Genomic DNA, 22,016 nt, shown 5'->3' on the forward strand with positions numbered 1-22,016 from the left:
CGCCTCGTCCACAGCCCTCGACATACGGCCGCTTCGGCCCGCACATGCCTGCACATACGCGAAGACCCCGGCCTCAGCGTTTCCGCTGGTGACGGGGTCTTTGGGCACCTAATACAGGGTGCCCCCGGCAGGATTCGAACCTGCGCACACGGCTCCGGAGGCCGTTGCTCTATCCCCTGAGCTACGGGGGCGTGTTCGTCGCGTTGCTCGCGGCGACGGGTAGAACACTACCAGCTCCCTCGGGGTGGTCATGAACGGGTTTCCGCTGTCGGGGCGGGGGGTGCGGGTCGCTCGTGCGGGGTGGAAGTGGGGAAAACCCGGACGCGATGGCCGGGGCCGACCTACTCTCGAGTTGTGCCAGGCGCGTCGGGCCGGGTGCTTGTTGTGGACGACAACAAGGTCATCCGGCAGTTGATCAGGGTCAACCTCGAGCTTGAGGGGCTGGAGGTCGTGACCGCGGCCGATGGTGCCGAGTGTCTCGATGTCGTCCATCAGGTGCGGCCCGATGTCGTGACCCTCGACGTCGTCATGCCCCGGCTGGACGGGCTGCGGACCGCCGCTCGCCTCCGGGCCGACCCGCGGACCCGCGACACGCCCCTCGCCATCGTCAGCGCCTGCGGCCACCACGAGATCGAGGCCGGACTTGAAGTGGGCGTCGACGCCTTCCTCGCCAAACCCTTCGAGCCCGCCGAACTGGTCCTCATGGTGCGCCAGTTGATGGAGCGGGCCCGAGGTGGGGGCCGGCAGCGTGGCGGCGGCCCCGACGCCGACGGCGGTGGTGCCCAAACGAATGCACCGGTGAGGGGACAGAGGGAACAGAGGGAACAGGGGCAGGAAGTGGATCTTCCCGCTGTGCCGTAGGCGGGTTGCGCCGCAGCCGCCGCAGCCGCCGCAGCCGCCGCAGCCGCCGCATCGCAGGCCCCGAACGCCCTGTGGCCTCCACTCCTGAATGCAGTGCAGCGTCCACCGGCGCAGGTCCTAGAGCAGTGCAGCGTCCAACCGCGCAGGTCAGCAAGGCACCGTCCTCCACCGCAGGCCCCGAACGCCGGGTTGCGTCCTCCACCGCAGGCCCCAAACGCCGGGCACCGTCCTCCACCGCAGGCCGAAAACGCCGGACGCATCCACCACCGCAGGCACCAAAAAAGCCGGACGCATCCACCACAGCAGGCCCCAATAACGCCGGACGCATCCACCACCGCCGGCCCAACCCCCGGGACAGCCCCCGGGACAGCCCCCCGGGGCAGCCCCCACCCCACAACACAGCTCGGCGTCCATATCCCGGACCGTACGGAAACCGGCTCGCATACCCACCCCCTTCCTCCCATACGCTTGTCCCGTGACCCCCGCCGAGCTCTCCCGTACCGTGCTGCACGCCGTGCGCCGTGCCGTCGACGAGGGCGAGCTCAGCGTGACCGTGCCGGAGCGGGCCGTGGTCGCTCCGCCGGGCCCCGGGGGCCGTGGTGACTACGCCACCAACATCGCCCTCCAGCTGGCCCGCGCGGCAGGGCGGCCGCCGCGTGACGTGGCCGAGGTCCTGCGGGCGCGGCTCCTCGACGAGCAGCGGTTCGCCGACGTCGTGGTCACCGGGCCCGGCTTCCTCAACGTCAGCCTGCACAGCACCGCCTCCGGCGACCTGGTCGACGAGGTCCTGCGGCGCGGGCGGCGCTACGGGCACACGACGAACGGGTTCAGCGGGACCGCCCTCAAGATCTACTGCCGGGCCGAGGTGCGTGCCGTCGTGGTCGCGGACGTCGTGGCCCGTCTGGCGCGCAGCCAGGGGGACATCGTCCGGGTCTCGTGCAGCGGCCGGCCCGACCCGGCGTGGAAGTCCGTCCTCGGGGCGGACATCGTCACCCCAGGGCCACGCGTCATCCCCGACCGGTCCGTCACCGTCCACCCCGTCCCCGCCCCCGCGGACCCCCTGCCCCTCGGCCGGGACGCCGCCCGCTGGGCCCTGCTGCACCCCGCCGCCCACGACCGGCCCAAGATTCCCGGCGCCCACCTCGTCCAGCGGGAGAGCAACCCCCTCTTCCGCGTCCGGTACGCCCACGCCCGCACCCGGGCCCTCCTGCGCAACGCCGCCGACCTCGGCTTCCACTCCGAGCCGGGTCCCGTGAGCGCAGCGGAAGCGCTGACCGCCGTACTCGGCGACCACCCCCGCGTCCTCGCCGCCGCCGCCACGCAGCACACCCCCGACCGCCTGGTCCGGCACCTCGTCACCGTCGCCGATGCCGCGATGCCCCTGCTCCCCGCCGTGCTGCCCCTCGGTGAGGAGAAACCCTCGGCCGCCCACCGTGCCCGGCTCGCGCTCGCCGAAGCCGCCGGGACGGTGCTGGCCGGCGGCCTGTCCCTGCTCGGCATCGACGCACCCGACCATCTCTGAGAGACACGAACAGATCATGAGCCGTTCCGCACACCCCGCCGGGCCCCGTCACGCAGATGTCCTCCCCGAGGGGCACTACTCCGCCCCGCCCGCCGACCTCAACGCCCTGGACCCCAAGGTGTGGGCCCAGACCGTCACGCGTGACGAGGACGGGGTCGTGACCGTCGGCGGCATTCCCGTCACCCGGCTCGCCGAGGAGTACGGCACCCCGGCCTACGTCCTGGACGAGGCCGACTTCCGGGCCCGCGCGCGTGCCTGGCGCACCGCCTTCGGGGCCGACGCCGACGTCTTCTACGCCGGCAAGGCGTTCCTCTCGCGTGCCGTCGTGCGCTGGCTCGACGAGGAGGGGCTGAACGTCGACGTCTGCTCCGGCGGCGAGCTGGCCACCGCCCTGTCCGCCGGCATGCCCGCCGAGCGCATCGCCTTCCACGGCAACAACAAGTCGGTCGACGAGATCACCCGGGCGGTCGAGGCCGGTGTCGGGCACATCGTTCTCGACTCCTTCCAGGAGATCGTCCGCGTCGCGCACATCGCGCAGAGCCTCGGCACGCGGCAGAAGGTCCTCATCCGCATCACCGTCGGCGTCGAGGCCCACACCCACGAGTTCATCGCCACGGCCCACGAGGACCAGAAGTTCGGCATCCCGCTGGCCGGCGGGCAGGCCGCCGAGGCCGTACGCCGGGCCCTGCAGCTCGACGGGCTCGAGCTGGTCGGCATCCACAGCCACATCGGGTCGCAGATCTTCGACATGTCCGGGTTCGAGGTCGCCGCGCACCGGGTCGTCTCGCTCCTGAAGGCCGTCCGCGACGAGCACGGCGTCGAGCTGCCCGAGATCGACCTCGGCGGCGGCCTCGGTATCGCGTACACCAGCGACGACGACCCCCGCGAGCCGCACGAGATCGCCAAGGCGCTCACCGAGATCGTCACCCGGGAGTGCGAGGCCGCCAAGCTGCGCACGCCGCGGATCTCCGTCGAGCCGGGGCGCGCCATCGTCGGCCCGACCGCCTTCACGCTCTACGAGGTCGGCACCATCAAGCCCCTCGACGGGCTGCGGACCTACGTCTCCGTCGACGGCGGCATGTCGGACAACATCCGCACCGCGCTGTACGACGCCGAGTACAGCGTCGCGCTGGTGTCGCGCACCTCGGACGCCGAGCCGATGCTCGCCCGTGTCGTCGGCAAGCACTGCGAGAGCGGGGACATCGTGGTCAAGGACGCGTTCCTGCCGTCCGACCTGGCACCGGGTGACCTCCTCGCCGTACCGGCCACCGGCGCCTACTGCCGGTCCATGGCCAGCAACTACAACCACGTGCTGCGCCCGCCGGTCGTCGCCGTCGACGGTGGTGAGGCGCGGGTGATCGTGCGTCGCGAGACGGAGGAGGACCTGCTGCGTCTCGACGTCGGCTGAACGACAAGAGAGCCCGAACGGCACATGGGCGAAAGCCGAAGCAAGCGGGCGGCGGAAGATCTCCTGTCTGCCGCCCCCGCGAAAATGAAATAGACATCTCACGATCCGGACCGGGGGCAGAAACTCCCGTCCGGTGAGTGAGACTGGTTCCACCGTAGACGGTAAAGAGGAAACGAGGTCGGATGATGCGTACGCGTCCGCTGAAGGTGGCGCTGCTGGGCTGTGGAGTGGTCGGCTCAGAGGTGGCGCGCATCATGACGACGCACGCCGACGACCTCACGGCCCGCATCGGGGCCCCGGTGGAACTCGCCGGCGTGGCCGTACGGCGGCCCGACCGGGTGCGCGAGGGCATCGCCCCCGAGCTCGTCACCACCGACGCCACCGCCCTCGTCAAACGCGGCGACATCGACGTGGTGGTCGAGGTCATCGGCGGCATCGAGCCCGCCAGGACCCTCATCACCACCGCCTTCGAGCACGGCGCCTCCGTGGTCTCCGCCAACAAGGCGCTGCTCGCCCAGGACGGGGCGGCCCTGCACGCGGTCGCCGAGGAGCACGGCAAGGACCTCTACTACGAGGCCGCCGTCGCCGGTGCCATCCCGCTGGTCCGGCCGCTGCGCGAGTCCCTCGCCGGCGACAAGATCAACCGGGTCATGGGCATCGTCAACGGGACCACCAACTTCATCCTCGACAAGATGGACTCGACGGGCGCGGGATACCAGGAGGCCCTCGACGAGGCCACCGCCCTGGGGTACGCGGAGGCCGACCCGACCGCCGACGTCGAGGGCTTCGACGCCGCCGCCAAGGCCGCGATCCTCGCCGGCATCGCCTTCCACACGCGCGTGCGCCTCGACGACGTCTACCGCGAGGGCATGACCGAGGTGACCGCGGCCGACTTCGCCTCCGCGAAGGAGATGGGCTGCACCATCAAACTGCTCGCCATCTGCGAGCGGGCCGAGGACGGCGCGTCCGTCACCGCGCGCGTGCACCCGGCCATGATCCCGCTGAGCCACCCGCTGGCCTCCGTCCGCGGCGCCTACAACGCCGTGTTCGTCGAGTCCGACGCCGCCGGGCAGCTCATGTTCTACGGCCCCGGAGCGGGCGGTTCCCCCACCGCCTCCGCCGTGCTCGGCGACCTCGTCGCCGTCTGCCGCAACCGGCTGAACGGCGCGACCGGACCGGGCGAGTCCGCCTACGCCGCGCTGCCGGTGTCCCCGATGGGCGACGTCGTCACGCGGTACCACATCAGCCTCGACGTGGCCGACAAACCGGGTGTTCTCGCCCAGGTCGCTACCGTCTTCGCCGAGCACGGAGTCTCGATCGATACGGTTCGCCAGTCGGGGAAGGACGGCGAGGCCTCCCTCGTCGTCGTCACGCACCGTGCGTCCGACGCGGCCCTCACCGGGACCGTCGAGGCGTTGCGCAAGCTCGACACCGTGCGTGGTGTCGCCAGCATCATGCGGGTTGAAGGAGAGTAACCAGCAATGACCCACCAGTGGCGCGGAATCATCGAGGAGTACCGGGACCGGCTGCCCGTCTCCGACAGCACGCCGGTCGTGACGCTCCGTGAGGGCGGTACGCCCCTCGTGCCCGCGCAGGTGCTCTCCGAGCGCACGGGCTGCGAGGTCCACCTCAAGGTCGAGGGCGCGAACCCGACCGGGTCCTTCAAGGACCGCGGCATGACCATGGCCATCACCCGGGCCAAGGAGGAAGGCGCAAAGGCCGTCATCTGCGCCTCCACCGGCAACACGTCGGCCTCCGCCGCCGCGTACGCCGTGCGGGCCGGGATGGTCTGCGCCGTGCTCGTGCCGCAGGGCAAGATCGCGCTGGGCAAGATGGGCCAGGCCCTCGTGCACGGCGCGAAGATCCTCCAGGTCGACGGCAACTTCGACGACTGCCTCACGCTCGCGCGCGGCCTGAGCGACAACTACCCCGTGGCGCTGGTCAATTCGGTCAACCCGGTCCGTATCGAGGGTCAGAAGACGGCCGCCTTCGAGATCGTGGACATGCTCGGCGACGCGCCCGACATCCACGTCCTGCCCGTCGGCAACGCGGGCAACATCACGGCCTATTGGAAGGGCTACACCGAGTACGCCGCCGACAAGGTGGCGACCCGGACGCCGCGGATGTGGGGCTTCCAGGCCTCCGGCAGCGCCCCGATCGTGCGCGGTGAGGTCGTCAAGGACCCCTCGACCATCGCCACGGCCATCCGCATCGGCAACCCGGCCTCCTGGCAGTACGCGCTTGCCGCGCGCGACGAGTCGGGCGGTTTCATCGACGAGGTGACGGACCGTGAGATCCTGCGCGCCTACCGGCTGTTGGCGTCCCAGGAGGGCGTCTTCGTCGAGCCGGCGTCCGCCGCGTCCGTCGCCGGTCTGCTGAAGGCCGCCGAGCAGGGCAAGGTCGACCCGGGCCAGCGGATCGTGTGCACCGTCACCGGCAACGGGCTGAAGGACCCCGACTGGGCGGTCGCCGGTGCCCCGCAGCCGGTCACCGTGCCCGTCGACTCGGCGGCCGCGGCAGAGCGCCTCGGTCTGGCCTGACCTGCGGCGTCGCACCGAGCGCCGGTGCACCGCCCGACACGGTCCGGCGTAAGACGGCGCTTGCCCCGGGGAGTTCCCTACGGGGGGTGCATAGGGGGCTTACGACACGCATCGTGCGCCTCCTGTGCGCCCTATGTCGCCACAGAACCTTCCTTCGATAGGCTGTACTGAACCCGCCCGCCGCATATGCCTCCGCATGAGCGCGGTGCCGCGCCGTCTCCGCGGCCGGGCAGCGGCCGGCCACCCCGGCCGGCAGCGGCCTCCAGGGTTCTCGTACGTCATCGAATGTCCACTGCACGTCATTCGACAATCACCGCAGCTCAAGGAGAGTCATCGAGCGATGGCCGGTCCAGCGTTCCGCGCCGCCGCCGTCCGGGTGCGCGTCCCCGCCACCAGCGCCAACCTCGGCCCGGGCTTCGACGCCCTCGGCCTCGCGCTGGGCTTGTACGACGACGTGGTCGTCCGGGTGGCCGACTCCGGGCTGCACATCGACATCGCGGGTGAGGGAAGCGAGACGCTCCCGCGCGACGAGAAGCACCTGCTCGTCCGTTCCCTGCGCACGGCCTTCGACCTGCTCGGCGGACAGCCGCGCGGCCTGGAGATCGTCTGCGCCAACCGCATTCCGCACGGCCGGGGCCTGGGCTCCTCCTCGGCCGCCATCTGCGCGGGCATCGTCGCCGCCCGCGCCGTGACCATAGGGGCCGACGCCAAGCTCGACGACACCGCGCTGCTGGAACTCGCCACCGAGATCGAGGGTCATCCCGACAACGTCGCGGCGTGCCTGCTGGGCGGCTTCACGCTGTCCTGGATGGAGGGCGGCGCGGCGCGCGCGATCAGGATGGACCCCGCCGATTCCATCGTTCCGGTGGTTTTCGTCCCCGGAAAGCCGGTACTCACGGAGACGGCGCGCGGCCTGCTCCCGCGCACCGTTCCGCACGTCGACGCTGCCGCCAACGCAGGCCGGGCGGCCCTGCTCGTCGAGGCCCTGACGCGCCGCCCCGAACTGCTGCTGCCGGCCACCGAGGACCGCCTGCACCAGGAGTACCGCGCCCCCGCCATGCCCGAGAGCGCGGCGCTGGTGGAGCGGCTGCGGGGCGACGGCATCCCCGCGGTCATCTCCGGCGCCGGCCCCACGGTCATGGCGCTCGCCGACGCGGAGACCGCCGACAAGGTCGAGGCCCTGGCGGGCGCGGAGTGGGCCGCGAACCGGCTGCGTCTCGATCAGCAGGGCGCGAGCGTGCTGCCGCTCGCGACCTCCGGTGACATCTGAAAAGCCTCGGTTACCGGATTTCGAGAGGGGGAATGTTTGTTGGATCCGGTAGTGTTAACCTCAAGTCTGCACCCGACCCCACCATGGCGAGGTGCCTCGTGTCCCCGTCCGGGACAGACATTCTTCCGGGAGCCCCCCAAGCCGCACTGTGCTCCGTACGTCGGACCGTACGCCGTACGAGGACACTGAGCGGGGCGCAGGGCATGCTCCGGAACCGGTGCGACCACGCCGCGTGACACTGACACTGGGTGCCACGGCTCAAGGAAGCGCCATCACCAGATTCCTCCGCCGCTTAGGCGGACCACCGCCCCGGCACGGTTCACACCACACGAACCGAAGTCGGACAGCACAAACGGTCGCCGAGCCAGACAGGCCGACGTCCGCTCCAGGGAAGGACCCTTCGTGAGCGACACCACCGATCTGATGGGCGCACGTGTCGAGGAGACCGCTGCCGCGCCCGCCACGGACGCCTCCGCGCCTGCCAGCGGTGCCGGCTCCCGGCGGCGCCGCGGTACCGGCCTCGAGGGCATGGTGCTGGCCGAGCTGCAGCAGGTCGCCTCCGGCCTCGGTATCAGGGGCACGGCGCGTATGCGCAAGAGCCAGTTGATCGAGGTCATCAAGGAGGCGCAGGCGTCCGGCGGCGCCGCTCCGGCCGCGAAGGCCGACGCCCCCGCCGAGACCAAGCCCAAGCGCCGCGCCACCTCGCGGACCCGTACGGGCGACAACGCCGAGAAGGCGGACAAGAAGGCGGACGCGAAGGAGGCCTCCCAGGCCCCCGCGGACAAGGCCGACAAGGCCGTGGCCCAGCAGCAGATCGAGATCCCCGGCCAGCCGGCCGGCGGCCCCTCCCGCGCGAGCGCGGGCGAGCGCGGGGGAGACGAGGCGCCCGAGCGCCGTCGCCGCCGGGCCACCGCCGAGGCCGGAGCCCCGGCTTCCGCCGCGGAGACCGTCGTCGCCGAGGCGAAGAACGACACCAAGGCCGAGACGCCGGCCCAGTCGCAGCAGCAGTCCCAGAACAACGAGGCCAAGTCCGACGCCGGTGACGGCGGCGAGGGCCGTCGTCGCGACCGCCGTGACCGGGGTGACCGCGGCGACCGCGGTGACCGCGGTGGCCGGGACCGCGACCGCCGCGGCGGCAAGGGCGACGACCAGCAGGGCGGCGGCCAGCGCGGCCAGCAGCAGAGCCAGCAGGGCGGCGGCCGACAGGACCGGGGACAGCAGCAGGACGACGATGACTTCGAGGGTGGCCGGCGTGGCCGTCGCGGCCGTTACCGCGACCGCCGTGGCCGTCGCGGCCGCGACGACATCGCCTCCGAGCCGCAGATCAACGAGGACGACGTCCTGATCCCGGTCGCGGGCATCCTGGACATCCTCGACAACTACGCGTTCATCCGCACCTCCGGCTACCTGCCCGGCCCGAACGACGTCTACGTCTCCCTCGCCCAGGTCCGCAAGAACGGCCTGCGCAAGGGTGACCACGTCACCGGTGCCGTGCGTCAGCCGAAGGACGGTGAGCGGCGCGAGAAGTTCAACGCGCTGGTGCGCCTGGACTCCGTCAACGGCATGGCGCCCGAATCCGGGCGTGGGCGGCCGGAGTTCAACAAGCTGACGCCGCTGTACCCGCAGGACCGCCTCCGTCTGGAGACGGACCCGGGCGTCCTCACCACCCGCATCATCGACCTGGTCTCGCCCATCGGTAAGGGCCAGCGCGGTCTGATCGTGGCCCCGCCGAAGACCGGCAAGACCATGATCATGCAGGCGATCGCCAACGCGATCACGCACAACAACCCCGAGTGCCACCTGATGGTCGTCCTCGTCGACGAGCGTCCGGAAGAGGTCACCGACATGCAGCGGTCGGTGAAGGGCGAGGTCATCTCCTCGACCTTCGACCGCCCGGCCGAGGACCACACCACCGTCGCCGAACTCGCCATCGAGCGCGCCAAGCGCCTGGTGGAGCTGGGCCACGACGTGGTCGTGCTGCTCGACTCGATCACCCGTCTGGGCCGTGCGTACAACCTCGCCGCCCCGGCCTCCGGCCGCATCCTGTCCGGTGGTGTCGACTCGACGGCGCTGTACCCGCCGAAGCGCTTCTTCGGTGCGGCCCGCAACATCGAGGACGGCGGCTCGCTGACGATCCTCGCCACCGCCCTGGTGGACACCGGGTCCCGCATGGACGAGGTGATCTTCGAGGAGTTCAAGGGCACCGGCAACGCGGAGCTCAAGCTCGACCGGAAGCTCGCCGACAAGCGCATCTTCCCGGCGGTGGACGTCGACGCGTCCGGTACCCGCAAGGAAGAGATCCTGCTCGCCCCCGACGAGCTCGCCATCGTCTGGAAGCTGCGCCGGGTGCTGCACGCCCTCGACCAGCAGCAGGCGGTCGAGCTGCTGCTCGACAAGATGAAGCAGACGAAGTCGAACGCCGAGTTCCTGATGCAGATCCAGAAGACCACCCCGACGCCGGGCAACGGCGACTGAGGTAGTCAGCCGAGGTAAGGACTGCACAAGAGGGCCGCTCCCCGGACGGGGGGCGGCCCTCTGTGCTGCTCGTGTGCGGGTAGGATCACGCTCTCTTCGAACTTGTGATCCCGAGGGGGGACATTCGTGGGTACACCCATGCCCGGGGGCGGTCGGCACAGACGCCGCATACGCATAGCACTGCCCGTCGCCGCGGCCGGTGTCGCCGCCGCCGTGGCCGGCGCGCTGCTGACGACGTCCGCCGACGCGGCCACCCCGCTGCCGCAGCCGACGGTCAAGCCCGCCGTCAGCTCGCCGTCGCTCGCCGAGCTGGAGAAGCGTGTCGCGGGCGCCATGGCCGGTGACGACGTCGCGGGCAAGACGAGCAAGGCCTCGCTCAGCGCGAGCACCGGCACCAGCACCGGCACCATCGACCCGAAGATCATCGGTGGCAACGAGACCACCATCAGCACGGCCCCGTGGATGGCGCAGCTCCACTACTACGACGACCGGGGCACCTCCGGCACCAGTGACGACATCGGCTTCTTCTGCGGCGGCGCCGTCGTCGCGCCGACGAAGATCCTGACCGCCGCGCACTGCGTCAAGGGCTACAACTGGAACGCCAACGGCGCCGTCGTCACCGGCACCTCCCAGCTGCCCTCGGCCGACGGCACCGACCTGCACGGGGGCACCGTCACCGGCGTCTGGCGGCAGTGGAACCACCCGTCGTACAGCGCGACGACCATCGACAACGACATCGCGGTGCTGACCCTGCCCGTCCCGGTCAAGGCCACCCCCATCCGGATGACGACGTCCGGCGACACCACGTCGTACAAGGCCGGCACCAGCGCCAAGGTCTACGGCTGGGGCCGCACCAGCTCCACCAGCGACGACATCTCCGAGACGCTGAAGACGGCCACGCTGCCCATGCAGTCCGACACGACGTGCTCCGGCGCGTACGGCGCGGACTTCGTCAAGGGCCACATGGTCTGCGCGGGCAAGCCCGCCACCGGCAGCGACACCGGCACCGTCTCGGCCTGCAACGGCGACTCCGGCGGCCCCCTGGTCGTCAACAACCGGATCGTCGGTGTCGTGTCCTGGGGTGTGACCGACTGCGTCGCGAAGGGCGCCTACAGCGTCTTCAGCAAGGTCAGCACCTACGTGGGCGCCGCCTACCCGCGCCTCGACGACACCAACATCAGCGGTGACCACAAGGCCGACCTGTGGGTGCGCAACGCCTCGACGAAGACGGGCTACTCCAAGGACTCCAACGGCACGTCGTTCGCCGCCCGCGAGTCCTGGGGCAGCTGGAACGGCGTCAACCTCGTCCTGCAGACCGACCTCGACCGGGACGGCTACCAAGACCTGGTCTACCGGCGCAGCAGCGACGGCGACGTCTTCTGGACGCACTACGTCATCTCCAGCGGCACCTGGTCCACCAAGCAGATCGCCGACAACTGGAAGACCCGCACCCGGATCATCACCCCCGGTGACGTCACCGGCGACTACCTGCCCGACATGCTGTCGGTCGACTCGGCGGGCGTCATGTGGATCTACCCGGGCAAGGGCAACGGCACCTTCGCGTCCCGCGTGAAGGTCGGCTCCGGCTGGAACCAGTACAACTCCGTGCGCGGCAAGGGCGACTTCAACGGGGACGGCAAGACCGACCTGATCGCCCGCAGCGAGTCCGGCAGCTACCTCTACCTGTACAAGGGCACCGGCAAGGCCGGCTCGGGCGCGTTCTCGGCCCGGGTCAAGGTGCGCACGTGGGGCGGGTACAACGCCTTCGACGCGCCCGGTGACGTCACCGGCGACGGCAAGGCCGACTTCCTCGCCCGCACCCCCGGCGGCACGCTCTACCTCTACGCCGGAACCGGCAAGGGGACCAGCGAGATCTTTGCCACACGGAAGTCCGTAGGCACCGATTTCAAGCAGTACGACATCTTCGGCTGAAATTGCAGGTGAGCGGGGTAGGTCCCGCTGTGCCGAACACGCGCTGTGCCCACCGTCCTACGCGGTGGGCACAGTCCGTTGTGCAACCCTTTCCCGAGTTTCTCCGTCTGACCAGGTGGAGCGACGATGGTGCGAGGAAGGTTCTTTTCCGGCCATGCCTGGCACTGACCGCAGGGGGTAAGCGACCGTAGAAGAGCTGAGGAGTACATGTCTGCCGAGAGCACGCCGGATCCGGGCATACCGGGAAGTAACGGCATCAGCGGAGCGCGTCACCGCGGCAAGGGCCGGCGACGCAAGCCCCCGAGACGCCGCAAGGGCCTGATGATCACGGCCTGGACCACCGCGGGCATCGTCGTGCTGGGTGGCGCCGGAGCCGGTTACCTGTACTTCAAGCTCAACGGCAACCTCAAGAGCGTCGACATCGACCAGGCTCTCGGCACGAACCGGCCCAAGAAGGCCGACAACGGCTCCGAGAACATCCTCGTCCTCGGCTCAGACACCCGCGCCGGAGGCAACAAGAAGCTCGGCGGCGGCACCGACGACGGCAGCGCCCGCTCCGACACGGCGATGATCGTGCACATCTACAAGGGCCACAAGAAGGCCAGCGTCGTCTCCATCCCGCGCGACACCCTGATCGACCGCCCGTCCTGCACGGACACCAAGGGCGACGACCACCCCGCCGCCCAGAGCGTGATGTTCAACTCCGCGTACTCCACCGGCGGGGCCGCCTGCGCCGTGAAGACCGTCGAGTCGATCACCGACCTGCGCATGGACCACTACCTGGAGGTCGACTTCGCCGGCTTCCAGAAGCTCATCGACGACCTCGGCGGCGTCGAGATCACCACGACCAAGAGCATCGACGACCCCGACAGCCATCTGAAGCTGAAGGCGGGCACCCACACGCTCGACGGCGAGCAGGCCCTGGGCCTGGTCCGCACCCGGCACGGCGTCGGCGACGGCTCCGACCTCGGCCGCATCCAGCTCCAGCAGGCGTTCATCAAGGCTCTGGTCAACCAGATCAGGGACGTCGGCGTCTTCTCGAACCCGAAGAGGCTGCTCGACCTCGCGGAGACAGCGACGAAGACGGTGACGACCGACTCCGACCTGGGCTCGGTCAACAAGCTCGCCTCCTTCGCGAGCGGCCTCCAGGGCATCAGCCCGTCCCACATGCACATGGTCACGATGCCGGTGGCCTACGACCCGGCCGACCCCAACCGCGTCCTCCTCCAGAAGAAGAAGGCCGACGAGATCTGGAAGGCCCTCCAGAACGACAGGCCGATCCCGAAGAGCGCGACGGAGGGCAACGCGACAGGGGAAGCCAAGGGCGTGGTGAGCGGCTCCTGAGGGTCGCGCCCCCCTGAGGGGCGCGGGGAACTGCGCGACCAGCCCCAAAGGACGCGCACCCGCCCGCGGCGACCGGGCGGCACCCGCAAAGGCGAACCCACTCTCACCGCGGGGAACAAACAACGACAACCCCCGGTTTTGGGAGTAGGCCCCAGTCCTGGCAGACTGGTACGTCGGCCCCGGTTCACGCTCCCGCACCCCGCGGCGGCGACCCGGCGCCCTCCCGAAACTAGGAGACACCTTGAAGCGCGACATCCACCCCGAGTACGTCGAGACGCAGGTCAGCTGCACCTGTGGCGCGTCGTTCACCACCCGCAGCACCATCGAGTCCGGCACCATCCGCGCCGATGTCTGCTCCGAGTGCCACCCGTTCTACACGGGCAAGCAGAAGATCCTCGACACCGGTGGCCGTGTGGCCCGCTTCGAGGCCCGCTTCGGCAAGGCCGCCGGCTCCAAGAAGTAGCGAGCTCCGAATCGCCGGTCCACGGACGCGCCCCCTCACCGGGCGCTCCGGGACCGGCGTTTTTGGTCGCCCGCCCTTCACCCCCGTCCCGCACAGGAGCCCAAGATGTTCGAGGCCGTCGAGGAACTCGTCGCCGAGCACGCCGACCTGGAGAAGAAGCTCGCCGACCCGTCGGTCCACTCCGACCAGGCCAACGCGCGCAAGCTGAACAAGCGTTACGCCGAGCTCACCCCCATCGTCGCCACGTACCGCTCCTGGACGCAGACGGGCGACGACATCGAGACCGCGCGTGAACTGGGCGCCGACGACCCGGAGTTCGCCGCCGAGGTCAAGGAGCTGGAGAAGGCGCGCGAGGAGCTCACCGAGAAGCTGCGCCTGCTGCTCGTCCCGCGCGACCCCAGCGACGACAAGGACGTCATCCTGGAGATCAAGGCGGGCGCGGGCGGCGACGAGTCCGCTCTGTTCGCCGGCGACCTGCTGCGCATGTACCTGCGCTACGCCGAGCGCGTCGGCTGGAAGACCGAGATCATCGACGCCACCGAGTCCGAGCTGGGCGGCTACAAGGACGTCCAGGTCGCCGTGAAGACCAAGGGCGGCCAGGGCGCGACCGAGCCCGGCCAGGGCGTCTGGGCGCGCCTGAAGTACGAGGGTGGCGTGCACCGGGTGCAGCGCGTGCCCGCGACGGAGTCCCAGGGCCGTATCCACACCTCCGCGGCCGGTGTGCTCGTCACGCCCGAGGCCGAGGAGGTCGACGTCGAGATCAACCCGAACGACCTCCGCATCGACGTCTACCGGTCCTCCGGGCCCGGCGGACAGTCCGTCAACACCACCGACTCCGCCGTGCGCATCACGCACATCCCGACCGGAGTCGTCGCCTCCTGCCAGAACGAGAAGAGCCAGCTGCAGAACAAGGAGCAGGCTCTGCGTATCCTGCGCTCCAGGCTGCTCGCAGCGGCGCAGGAGGAGGCGGAGCGGGAGGCCGCCGACGCCCGCCGCAGCCAGGTCCGCACGGTCGACCGCTCCGAGAAGATCCGTACGTACAACTTCCCGGAGAACCGCCTCTCGGACCACCGCGTCGGCTTCAAGGCGTACAACCTGGACCAGGTCCTGGACGGCGACCTCGACGCGGTGATCCAGGCCTGCGTCGACGCGGATTCCGCGGCGAAGCTGGCGGCCGCGTAAGGCAGGCACGAGCAGGTACGAGCACGTACGAGTGATCACGTACGAGTAATACGGAGGACTTGCGTGCAGCAGTCATTTGGGGGGCGACCCCCAAGCCCCCGCAGCGTGCTGCTCGCGGAGGTGGCCCAGGCCACCCAGCGGCTCGCCGACGCCGGCGTGCCCTCGCCGCGTACCGACGCGGAGGAACTCGCCGCGTTCGTGCACGGCGTCAAGCGCGGCGAGCTGCACTCCGTCAGGGACTCCGACTTCGACGCCCGCTACTGGGAGGTCATCGCCCGCCGCGAGGCCCGCGAACCGCTCCAGCACATCACCGGGCGCGCCTACTTCCGCTACCTGGAACTCCAGGTCGGCCCCGGGGTGTTCGTGCCGCGGCCCGAGACGGAGTCCGTGGTCGGCTGGGCCATAGACGCCGTACGGGCCATGGACGTCGTCGAGCCGTGCATCGTCGACCTGTGCGCCGGTTCCGGCGCCATCGCGCTCGCCCTCGCCCAGGAGGTGCCGCGCTCGCGCGTGCACGCCGTGGAGCTGTCCGAGGACGCCCTCAAGTGGACCCGCAAGAACGTCGAGGGGTCCAGGGTCGACCTGCGGCAGGGCAACGCGCTCACCGCCTTCCCCGACCTGGACGGCCAGGTCGACCTGGTCATCACCAACCCGCCGTACATCCCGCTCACCGAGTGGGAGTACGTCGCCCCCGAGGCGCGGGACTACGACCCCGACATGGCCCTCTTCTCCGGCGAGGACGGCCTCGACCTCATCCGCGGCCTGGAGCGCACCGCGCACCGGCTGCTGCGCCCCGGCGGCGTCGTGGTCGTGGAGCACGCCGACACCCAGGGCGGCCAGGTGCCGTGGATCTTCGCCGAGGACCGCGGCTGGACCGACGCGGCCGACCATCCGGACCTGAACAACCGCCCGCGTTTCGCCACGGCCCGCAAGGCCCTGCCGTGAGCACACCGGGCACCCCGCGGTTCCCGCGGATTTCGTGGACTTCGTGGACTTCATCCCAGCAGCACGTGTACGAGGAGGCCAGCTAAAGATGGCACGGCGATACGACACCAACGACGCGACCGACCGTGTGACCGGTCTGCGCGAGGCAGCGTCCGCCGTCCGCCGTGGCGAGCTCGTGGTGCTGCCGACGGACACGGTGTACGGCATCGGCGCCGACGCGTTCTCCTCGGAGGCGGTCGCCGACCTGCTCGACGCGAAGGGCCGCGGCCGCAACATGCCCACGCCCGTCCTCATCGGCTCCCCGAACACGCTGCACGGCCTCGTCACGGACTTCTCCGAGCTGGCCTGGGAGCTGGTCGACGCCTTCTGGCCGGGCGCGCTGACGCTCGTCGCGCGGCACCAGCCGTCCCTGCAGTGGGACCTCGGGGACACCCGTGGCACCGTTGCCGTGCGCATGCCGCTGCACCCGGTCGCCATCGAACTGCTGACCGAGGTCGGCCCCATGGCCGTCTCCTCCGCCAACCTGACCGGCCACCCGGCGCCGGAGGACTGCGACGCCGCGCAGGAGATGCTCGGCGACTCCGTCTCCGTCTACCTCGACGGCGGCCCGACCCCCGGCATCGTGCCCTCGTCGATCGTCGACGTGACCCGTGAGGTGCCGCTGCTGCTGCGCGCGGGCGCCATCTCGGCGGACGAGCTGCGAAAGGTCGTACCCGACCTCGAGGTGGCGAATTGACGGCCCCTGGATCGGGGCGTGGCATAGGCAACGGGGAAAGCGCGGCGGAGATCACGACGACGTTCGTGGGGCTTCCGCGTGACAGCTTCCGGATCCTCCACGTCAGCACCGGCAACGTGTGCCGCTCGCCCATCACCGAGCGGCTGACCCGCCATGCGGTGCGGGAGCGGCTCGGCATCCTGGGCGGCGGGCTGATCGTGGAGAGCGCGGGCACCTGGGGCCACGAGGGCGCGCCCATGGAGTCCCACGCGGAGACCGTCCTGGCCGACTTCGGCGCCGACGCCTCCGGCTTCACCGGGCGCGAGCTCCTCGACGAGCACGTGATCCGCGCCGACCTGGTGCTGACCGCCACCCGGGACCACCGGGCGCAGGTCATCTCCATGGGCCACTCCGCCGGCCTGCGCACCTTCACGCTCAAGGAGTTCACCCGCCTGGTCAAGGCCATCGACCCGGCGACCCTGCCGCCCCTGGAGGAGGGCGTGGTCACCCGCGCGCGTGCGCTGGTCCGCGCCGCGGCCGCTCTACGCGGGTGGCTGCTGGCGCCGACGGCCGAGGCGGACGAGGTCTACGACCCGTACGGCGCCCCCCTGACGTTCTTCCGGTCCATCGGGGACGAGATACACCAGGCCCTCGATCCGGTGGTCACGGCGCTCACGGGCGTCCCCGCAAAGACGTAACAGCCGAGCGCTCGGCAGGGCCCGGGCCTACATTGGTCCTACGTCACCACGGCGAGTGAGCCGAAGGACTCAGGCGCCCGGAGGCGAACCGCCCGGAAACACGTCGCCCGGAGCCCACCATGACGGTCACCCGTGCCATCGAGGCCGACGTCCTGCGCCGCCAGGACCCCGAACTCGCCGACATCCTGCTCGGGGAGCGGGAGCGGCAGTCGACCACGCTCCAGCTGATCGCCGCCGAGAACTTCAGCTCCCCGGCCGTGCTGGCCGCCCTCGGGTCGCCACTCGCGAACAAGTACGCCGAGGGCTACCCGGGCGCGCGGCACCACGGCGGCTGCGAGGTCGTCGACGTCGCCGAACGCGTCGCCGTCGACCGGGCCAGGGAGCTGTTCGGCGCCGACCACGCCAACGTCCAGGCGCACTCGGGCTCTTCGGCGGTGCTCGCCGCCTACGCCGCCCTGCTCCGCCCCGGCGACACCGTCCTCGCCCTCGGCCTGCCCTACGGCGGCCATCTCACACACGGTTCGCCCGCCAACTTCTCGGGCCGCTGGTTCGACTTCGTCGGTTACGGCGTCGAGGCCGAGTCCGGGCTCATCGACCACGAGCAGGTGCGCACCCTGGCCCGCACCCGCCGGCCCAAGGCGATCGTGTGCGGCTCGATCGCCTACCCCCGCCATCTCGACTACGCGTTCTTCCGCGAGGTCGCCGACGAGGTGGGCGCCTACCTCATCGCGGACGCCGCGCACCCACTCGGGCTCGTCGCCGGGGGAGCGGCGCCGAATCCGGTGCCGTACGCGGACATCGTCTGCGGGACCACCCACAAGGTGCTGCGGGGCCCGCGCGGCGGTGTGATCCTGTGCCGCGCGGAGCTGGCCGAGCGGGTCGACCGGGCCGTGTTCCCTTTCACACAGGGCGGTGCGCAGATGCACACCATCGCCGCGAAGGCGGTCGCGTTCGGGGAGGCGGCAACACCGGCGTTCGCCGCGTACGCCCATCAGGTGGTGGCGAATGCGCGGGTTCTGGCGGCCCGGCTGGCCGCCGCGGGCCTGGTCGTCACCACCGGCGGCACGGACACCCACCTGATCACCGCCGACCCGGCGCCGCTCGGCGTCGACGGGCGCACCGCCCGGGGCCGTCTCGCCGCCGCCGGCCTGGTCATGGACTGCTGCGCGCTGCCGCACGGTGACGCCCGGGGTCTGCGGCTCGGCACGGCCGCGGTCACCACGCAGGGCATGGGCGAGGCGGAGATGGTCCGGATCGCCGCACTGTTCGCCGGGGTGCTCCGGGGCGTGACGGATCCCTCAAGAGCGCGTGAAGAAGTGCGGGAGCTGGCCGGTGGATTTCCGCCGTATCCGGCGTGAGCCGGGGTAAGCGCATCAGGGTGCACAGCCACTCGTGCAACCATCATCGCTACCCGGAAGTCCCCACCCATATGCGCGCATCGCTAGGGTGTGGGGCTGAGATGGCCAGCGAGACCTGTGGGGAAGCCCGTGCGTGAATACCTCCTGACGCTCTGCATCACGGCCGCGGTGACGTATCTGCTGACAGGGCCGGTACGGAAGTTCGCGATCGTGGCCGGAGCGATGCCGGAGATCCGGGCACGTGACGTGCACCGGGAGCCCACTCCGCGCCTCGGCGGTATCGCGATGTTCTTCGGCCTGTGCGCGGGCCTGCTGGTCGCCGACCACCTCACCAACCTCAACCAGGTCTTCGAGACGTCGAACGAACCCCGGGCGCTGCTGTCCGGGGCGGCCCTGATCTGGCTGATCGGTGTACTGGACGACAAGTTCGAGATCGACGCCCTGATCAAGCTGGGCGGCCAGATGATCGCCGCGGGCGTGATGGTCGTGCAGGGTCTGACGATCCTGTGGCTGCCGATCCCCGGCGTCGGCTCGGTCGCGCTCACCCAGTGGCAGGGCACCCTGCTCACGGTCGCCCTGGTCGTCATCACCATCAACGCGGTCAACTTCGTCGACGGCCTGGACGGCCTCGCGGCCGGCATGGTCTGCATCGCGGCCACGGCGTTCTTCCTGTACGCCTACCGCATCTGGTACTCGTACGGCATCGAGGCCGCCGCCCCCGCCACACTCTTCTCGGCGATCCTGATGGGCATGTGCCTGGGCTTCCTGCCGCACAACATGCACCCGGCCCGGATCTTCATGGGCGACTCGGGCTCGATGCTGATCGGCCTGGTCCTGGCGGCCGGCGCGATCTCCATCACGGGCCAGGTCGACCCGGACGCGCTCAACCTGTACGTGGGCTCCGAGAAGGAGGCCGTGCACCAGACGGTCCCCGTCTACATCCCGCTGCTGCTGCCGCTGACGATCATCGCGGTGCCGGCCGCCGACCTGATCCTGGCGATCGTGCGCCGCACCTGGCGCGGCCAGTCCCCGTTCGCCGCCGACCGCGGCCACTTGCACCACCGGCTGCTGGAGATCGGCCACTCGCACAGCCGCGCGGTGCTCATCATGTACTTCTGGTCCGCGCTGATCGCCTTCGGCGCCCTCGCCTACTCGGTCAACTCGGCGTCCATGTGGATCGTGCTCGGTGTGGTGTTCCTGAGCGCGATCGGTCTGATCCTGCTTCTGCTGCCGCGCTTCACGCCCCGCGCCCCGCGGTGGATGGAGCGCTTCGTGCCACCGCGCTACCGCCGCCGCGGCTCGGTCGCGGCCCTCTCACCCGAGGCCTCGACGCCGGCGTCCGCGGCGGACCAGCACGGCCCGGTCGGCACCGAGAGCCGCCCGCCCGTGGTTTCCGGGGTCGCCGGCGTCAACGGGGCGACCGCCATCGGCCCCCGTTCGCGGCTGGCCGACCGGCGCAAGGCGGGGACAAGGTAAGAATCTGACTAGAGCATTGCCAAGTCGTGGGGTTGTGATGGGGGTGCGAAGCGCCCCAATATCAGACATCTCGGCGCGCTTCCCGCTCAGACGCGCAGGTTCACTCTCATGTGTGACAGTCCGCACACCTCCAGGTAAAGACTGCATCAAATAGTTTGTGATACGGTTCACGAGAACCCCCGGATAGAGCCGAAGGACCGCAGTGCGACGGTCCATTGGCGTGAGGTCTCCACTCAGCCCGGGACTACGCTCGTCCATGACGACACCCCTGCCCCCTGCGAAAGCGGAGTTGCCGCCATGCCGTCCAATGACGCCCGGAACCTCTTGCAGTGCGCTGTGCCCACAGCCGCTGCCGGTGTGGTCGTGGTCGCCGTCAGTGGCGCGGTGGCCGGAGGTAAGGGAGCCATCGGAGCGGCCGTCGGCACCGTACTGGCCATCCTCTTCATGGGAATCGGTCTCTACGTTCTCCAGTGGACGGCAAAAACGCTCCCGCAGCTGTTCCAGGCCATGGGGCTGATGCTTTATGGCGCTCAGCTGCTGCTGCTTCTGATCTTCGCTGCTGTCTTCAAGGACACTTCCCTCTTCAACCCGAAGACGTTCGCCCTCGGGCTCGTCATCGCGACTGTCGTGTGGATGGCTGCGCAGGCCCGTGCGCACATGAAGGCCAAGATCTTCTACATCGACCCGGACTCCGAGAAGAGCGAGAAGCCCGAGAAGACCGGGCCGTCGTCGTGACGAGTAGGGGCGCGATAAAGGGCAGTAAGAACTCCTGCTATCGTCCGGTGCCAACTGCGGCATCGCGGGCGCGGGCATCTGAGCTGACGCCTGCTCGAACGCGAGGCTCGATGCCCCCCAGCCGCCCTCACATCCGTAACACCAGTCCGGTGCCGACCCGCGGCTGCGCGCCGCGCCGACACAACGAGGTTGCCGAACCCATGCGTCACACCGAAGGAGCCCGCGGTGAGTGCTGACCAGACCCAGCTCGCCTTTGACTGGAGCTGTCGGATCATGTCCGACGGGTGTGGTTTTCCGGCACCGGGCCTGCACTCGTTCCTCTTCAAGCCGATTGCGACGGTTGGAGGGTTCGAGTTCAACAAGGTGATGCTGCTCGCCATCATCACCACCATCGTCATCATCGGCTTCTTCTACGCGGCCTTCGGCAAGGCCAAGGTGGTGCCGGGCAAGCTGCAGATGGTCGGTGAGGCCGGCTACGACTTCGTCCGCCGCGGGATCGTCTACGAGACCCTCGGCAAGCGCGAGGGCGAGAAGTACGTCCCGTTCATGGTCTCGCTGTTCTTCTTCATCTGGATCATGAACATCTGGTCCGTGATCCCGCTCGCGCAGTTCCCGGTCTCGTCGATCATCGCCTTCCCGGCGGTCCTGGCCGCGATCGTCTACGTGACGTGGGTTTCCCTGACCTTCAAGCGCCACGGTTTCGTCGGGTTCTTCAAGAACGTCACCGGCTACGACAAGTCGCTCGGCCCGGTGCTGCCGCTCGTGATGGTCATCGAGTTCTTCTCGAACCTGCTCGTCCGGCCCTTCACGCACGCGGTGCGACTCTTCGCCAACATGTTCGCCGGTCACCTGATGCTGGTGATGTTCACCGTCGCCTCCTGGTACCTGCTGAACAGCTGGATGGTCCCGGCGGCCGGTGTCTCCTTCGTGATGACGATCGCCATGATCGGCTTCGAGCTTTTCGTGCAGGCAGTCCAGGCGTACGTCTTCGTGCTCCTCGCCTGCACGTACATCCAGGGCGCTCTCGCCGAGCACCACTGAGCCCCACCACCCCCCGTCGTCCGGTGGCCAACCCCCACCGGTCCGTTAAGA

At 70.1% G+C, this 22,016-nt stretch carries 18 protein-coding genes and 1 tRNA gene; 18 read left to right on the forward strand and 1 reads right to left on the reverse strand.

Annotation, left to right across the window (positions count from 1 at the left end; translation table 11 throughout):
* Positions 1 to 119: 119 nt before the first annotated feature.
* Positions 120 to 191, reverse strand: a tRNA-Arg gene (locus ACFY5B_RS35260).
* A 163-nt stretch (positions 192 to 354) separates the two neighbouring features.
* Here ACFY5B_RS35260 and ACFY5B_RS35265 point away from each other — a divergent pair.
* The 18 genes from ACFY5B_RS35265 to atpB all read left to right on the forward strand — a co-directional run bounded on the left by ACFY5B_RS35265 (position 355) and on the right by atpB (position 21,965).
* Complete coding sequence (locus tag ACFY5B_RS35265; protein WP_389977906.1) at positions 355 to 861, forward strand: response regulator; 507 nt, start codon at positions 355 to 357, stop codon at positions 859 to 861.
* Between the two features lie 475 nt (positions 862 to 1,336).
* A complete protein-coding gene (gene nrtL, locus ACFY5B_RS35270; RefSeq protein WP_389977909.1) occupies positions 1,337 to 2,383 on the forward strand; it encodes an ArgS-related anticodon-binding protein NrtL in 1,047 nt (348 codons plus the stop codon).
* A gap of 16 nt (positions 2,384 to 2,399) precedes the next feature.
* A complete protein-coding gene (gene lysA, locus ACFY5B_RS35275; RefSeq protein WP_389977912.1) occupies positions 2,400 to 3,791 on the forward strand; it encodes a diaminopimelate decarboxylase in 1,392 nt (463 codons plus the stop codon).
* A gap of 182 nt (positions 3,792 to 3,973) precedes the next feature.
* On the forward strand, positions 3,974 to 5,266 hold the full coding sequence (locus ACFY5B_RS35280) for a homoserine dehydrogenase (RefSeq protein ID WP_389977915.1): 1,293 nt from the start codon (positions 3,974 to 3,976) through the stop codon (positions 5,264 to 5,266).
* A gap of 6 nt (positions 5,267 to 5,272) precedes the next feature.
* Positions 5,273 to 6,331 (forward strand): threonine synthase, encoded by a 1,059-nt coding sequence (gene thrC / locus ACFY5B_RS35285; RefSeq protein ID WP_351629938.1) that lies wholly within the window; start codon positions 5,273 to 5,275, stop codon positions 6,329 to 6,331.
* A gap of 340 nt (positions 6,332 to 6,671) precedes the next feature.
* Positions 6,672 to 7,601, forward strand: a complete 930-nt coding sequence (gene thrB, locus ACFY5B_RS35290; protein WP_362039946.1) for a homoserine kinase — start codon at positions 6,672 to 6,674, stop codon at positions 7,599 to 7,601.
* A 402-nt stretch (positions 7,602 to 8,003) separates the two neighbouring features.
* Complete coding sequence (gene rho, locus ACFY5B_RS35295; RefSeq protein WP_389977919.1) at positions 8,004 to 10,076, forward strand: transcription termination factor Rho; 2,073 nt, start codon at positions 8,004 to 8,006, stop codon at positions 10,074 to 10,076.
* Positions 10,077 to 10,214: 138 nt separating this feature from the next.
* Positions 10,215 to 12,008, forward strand: coding sequence for a trypsin-like serine protease (locus tag ACFY5B_RS35300; protein ID WP_389978131.1), 1,794 nt, complete (start codon positions 10,215 to 10,217; stop codon positions 12,006 to 12,008).
* A 207-nt stretch (positions 12,009 to 12,215) separates the two neighbouring features.
* Positions 12,216 to 13,352, forward strand: coding sequence for an LCP family protein (locus ACFY5B_RS35305; protein ID WP_389977922.1), 1,137 nt, complete (start codon positions 12,216 to 12,218; stop codon positions 13,350 to 13,352).
* Positions 13,353 to 13,593: 241 nt separating this feature from the next.
* Complete coding sequence (gene rpmE / locus ACFY5B_RS35310) at positions 13,594 to 13,815, forward strand: 50S ribosomal protein L31 (RefSeq protein WP_003992975.1); 222 nt, start codon at positions 13,594 to 13,596, stop codon at positions 13,813 to 13,815.
* Between the two features lie 105 nt (positions 13,816 to 13,920).
* Positions 13,921 to 14,997 (forward strand): peptide chain release factor 1, encoded by a 1,077-nt coding sequence (prfA, locus tag ACFY5B_RS35315; protein WP_389977926.1) that lies wholly within the window; start codon positions 13,921 to 13,923, stop codon positions 14,995 to 14,997.
* A gap of 105 nt (positions 14,998 to 15,102) precedes the next feature.
* A complete protein-coding gene (prmC, locus tag ACFY5B_RS35320) occupies positions 15,103 to 15,942 on the forward strand; it encodes a peptide chain release factor N(5)-glutamine methyltransferase (protein WP_389977929.1) in 840 nt (279 codons plus the stop codon).
* Positions 15,943 to 16,030: 88 nt separating this feature from the next.
* Positions 16,031 to 16,678 carry an L-threonylcarbamoyladenylate synthase gene (locus tag ACFY5B_RS35325; RefSeq protein ID WP_030854964.1) on the forward strand — a complete coding sequence of 216 codons (648 nt, stop codon included), beginning with the start codon at positions 16,031 to 16,033 and terminating at the stop codon, positions 16,676 to 16,678.
* Positions 16,675 to 17,355 carry a protein-tyrosine-phosphatase gene (locus ACFY5B_RS35330; protein ID WP_344458794.1) on the forward strand — a complete coding sequence of 227 codons (681 nt, stop codon included), beginning with the start codon at positions 16,675 to 16,677 and terminating at the stop codon, positions 17,353 to 17,355. The genes ACFY5B_RS35325 and ACFY5B_RS35330 overlap by 4 nt, the downstream gene beginning before the upstream one ends.
* Positions 17,356 to 17,474: 119 nt before the next feature.
* On the forward strand, positions 17,475 to 18,713 hold the full coding sequence (glyA, locus tag ACFY5B_RS35335) for a serine hydroxymethyltransferase (protein ID WP_389977933.1): 1,239 nt from the start codon (positions 17,475 to 17,477) through the stop codon (positions 18,711 to 18,713).
* Positions 18,714 to 18,842: 129 nt separating this feature from the next.
* A complete protein-coding gene (locus tag ACFY5B_RS35340; RefSeq protein ID WP_389977936.1) occupies positions 18,843 to 20,189 on the forward strand; it encodes an MraY family glycosyltransferase in 1,347 nt (448 codons plus the stop codon).
* Between the two features lie 297 nt (positions 20,190 to 20,486).
* Complete coding sequence (locus tag ACFY5B_RS35345) at positions 20,487 to 20,924, forward strand: hypothetical protein (protein WP_389977938.1); 438 nt, start codon at positions 20,487 to 20,489, stop codon at positions 20,922 to 20,924.
* 273 nt (positions 20,925 to 21,197) lie between these two features.
* Complete coding sequence (atpB, locus tag ACFY5B_RS35350) at positions 21,198 to 21,965, forward strand: F0F1 ATP synthase subunit A (RefSeq protein ID WP_344459162.1); 768 nt, start codon at positions 21,198 to 21,200, stop codon at positions 21,963 to 21,965.
* The last annotated feature ends 51 nt before the right edge of the window (positions 21,966 to 22,016 follow it).

Source organism: Streptomyces sp. NPDC013187 (genome assembly GCF_042899705.1).
In the GTDB taxonomy this organism is placed as follows: domain Bacteria; phylum Actinomycetota; class Actinomycetes; order Streptomycetales; family Streptomycetaceae; genus Streptomyces; species Streptomyces hawaiiensis_A.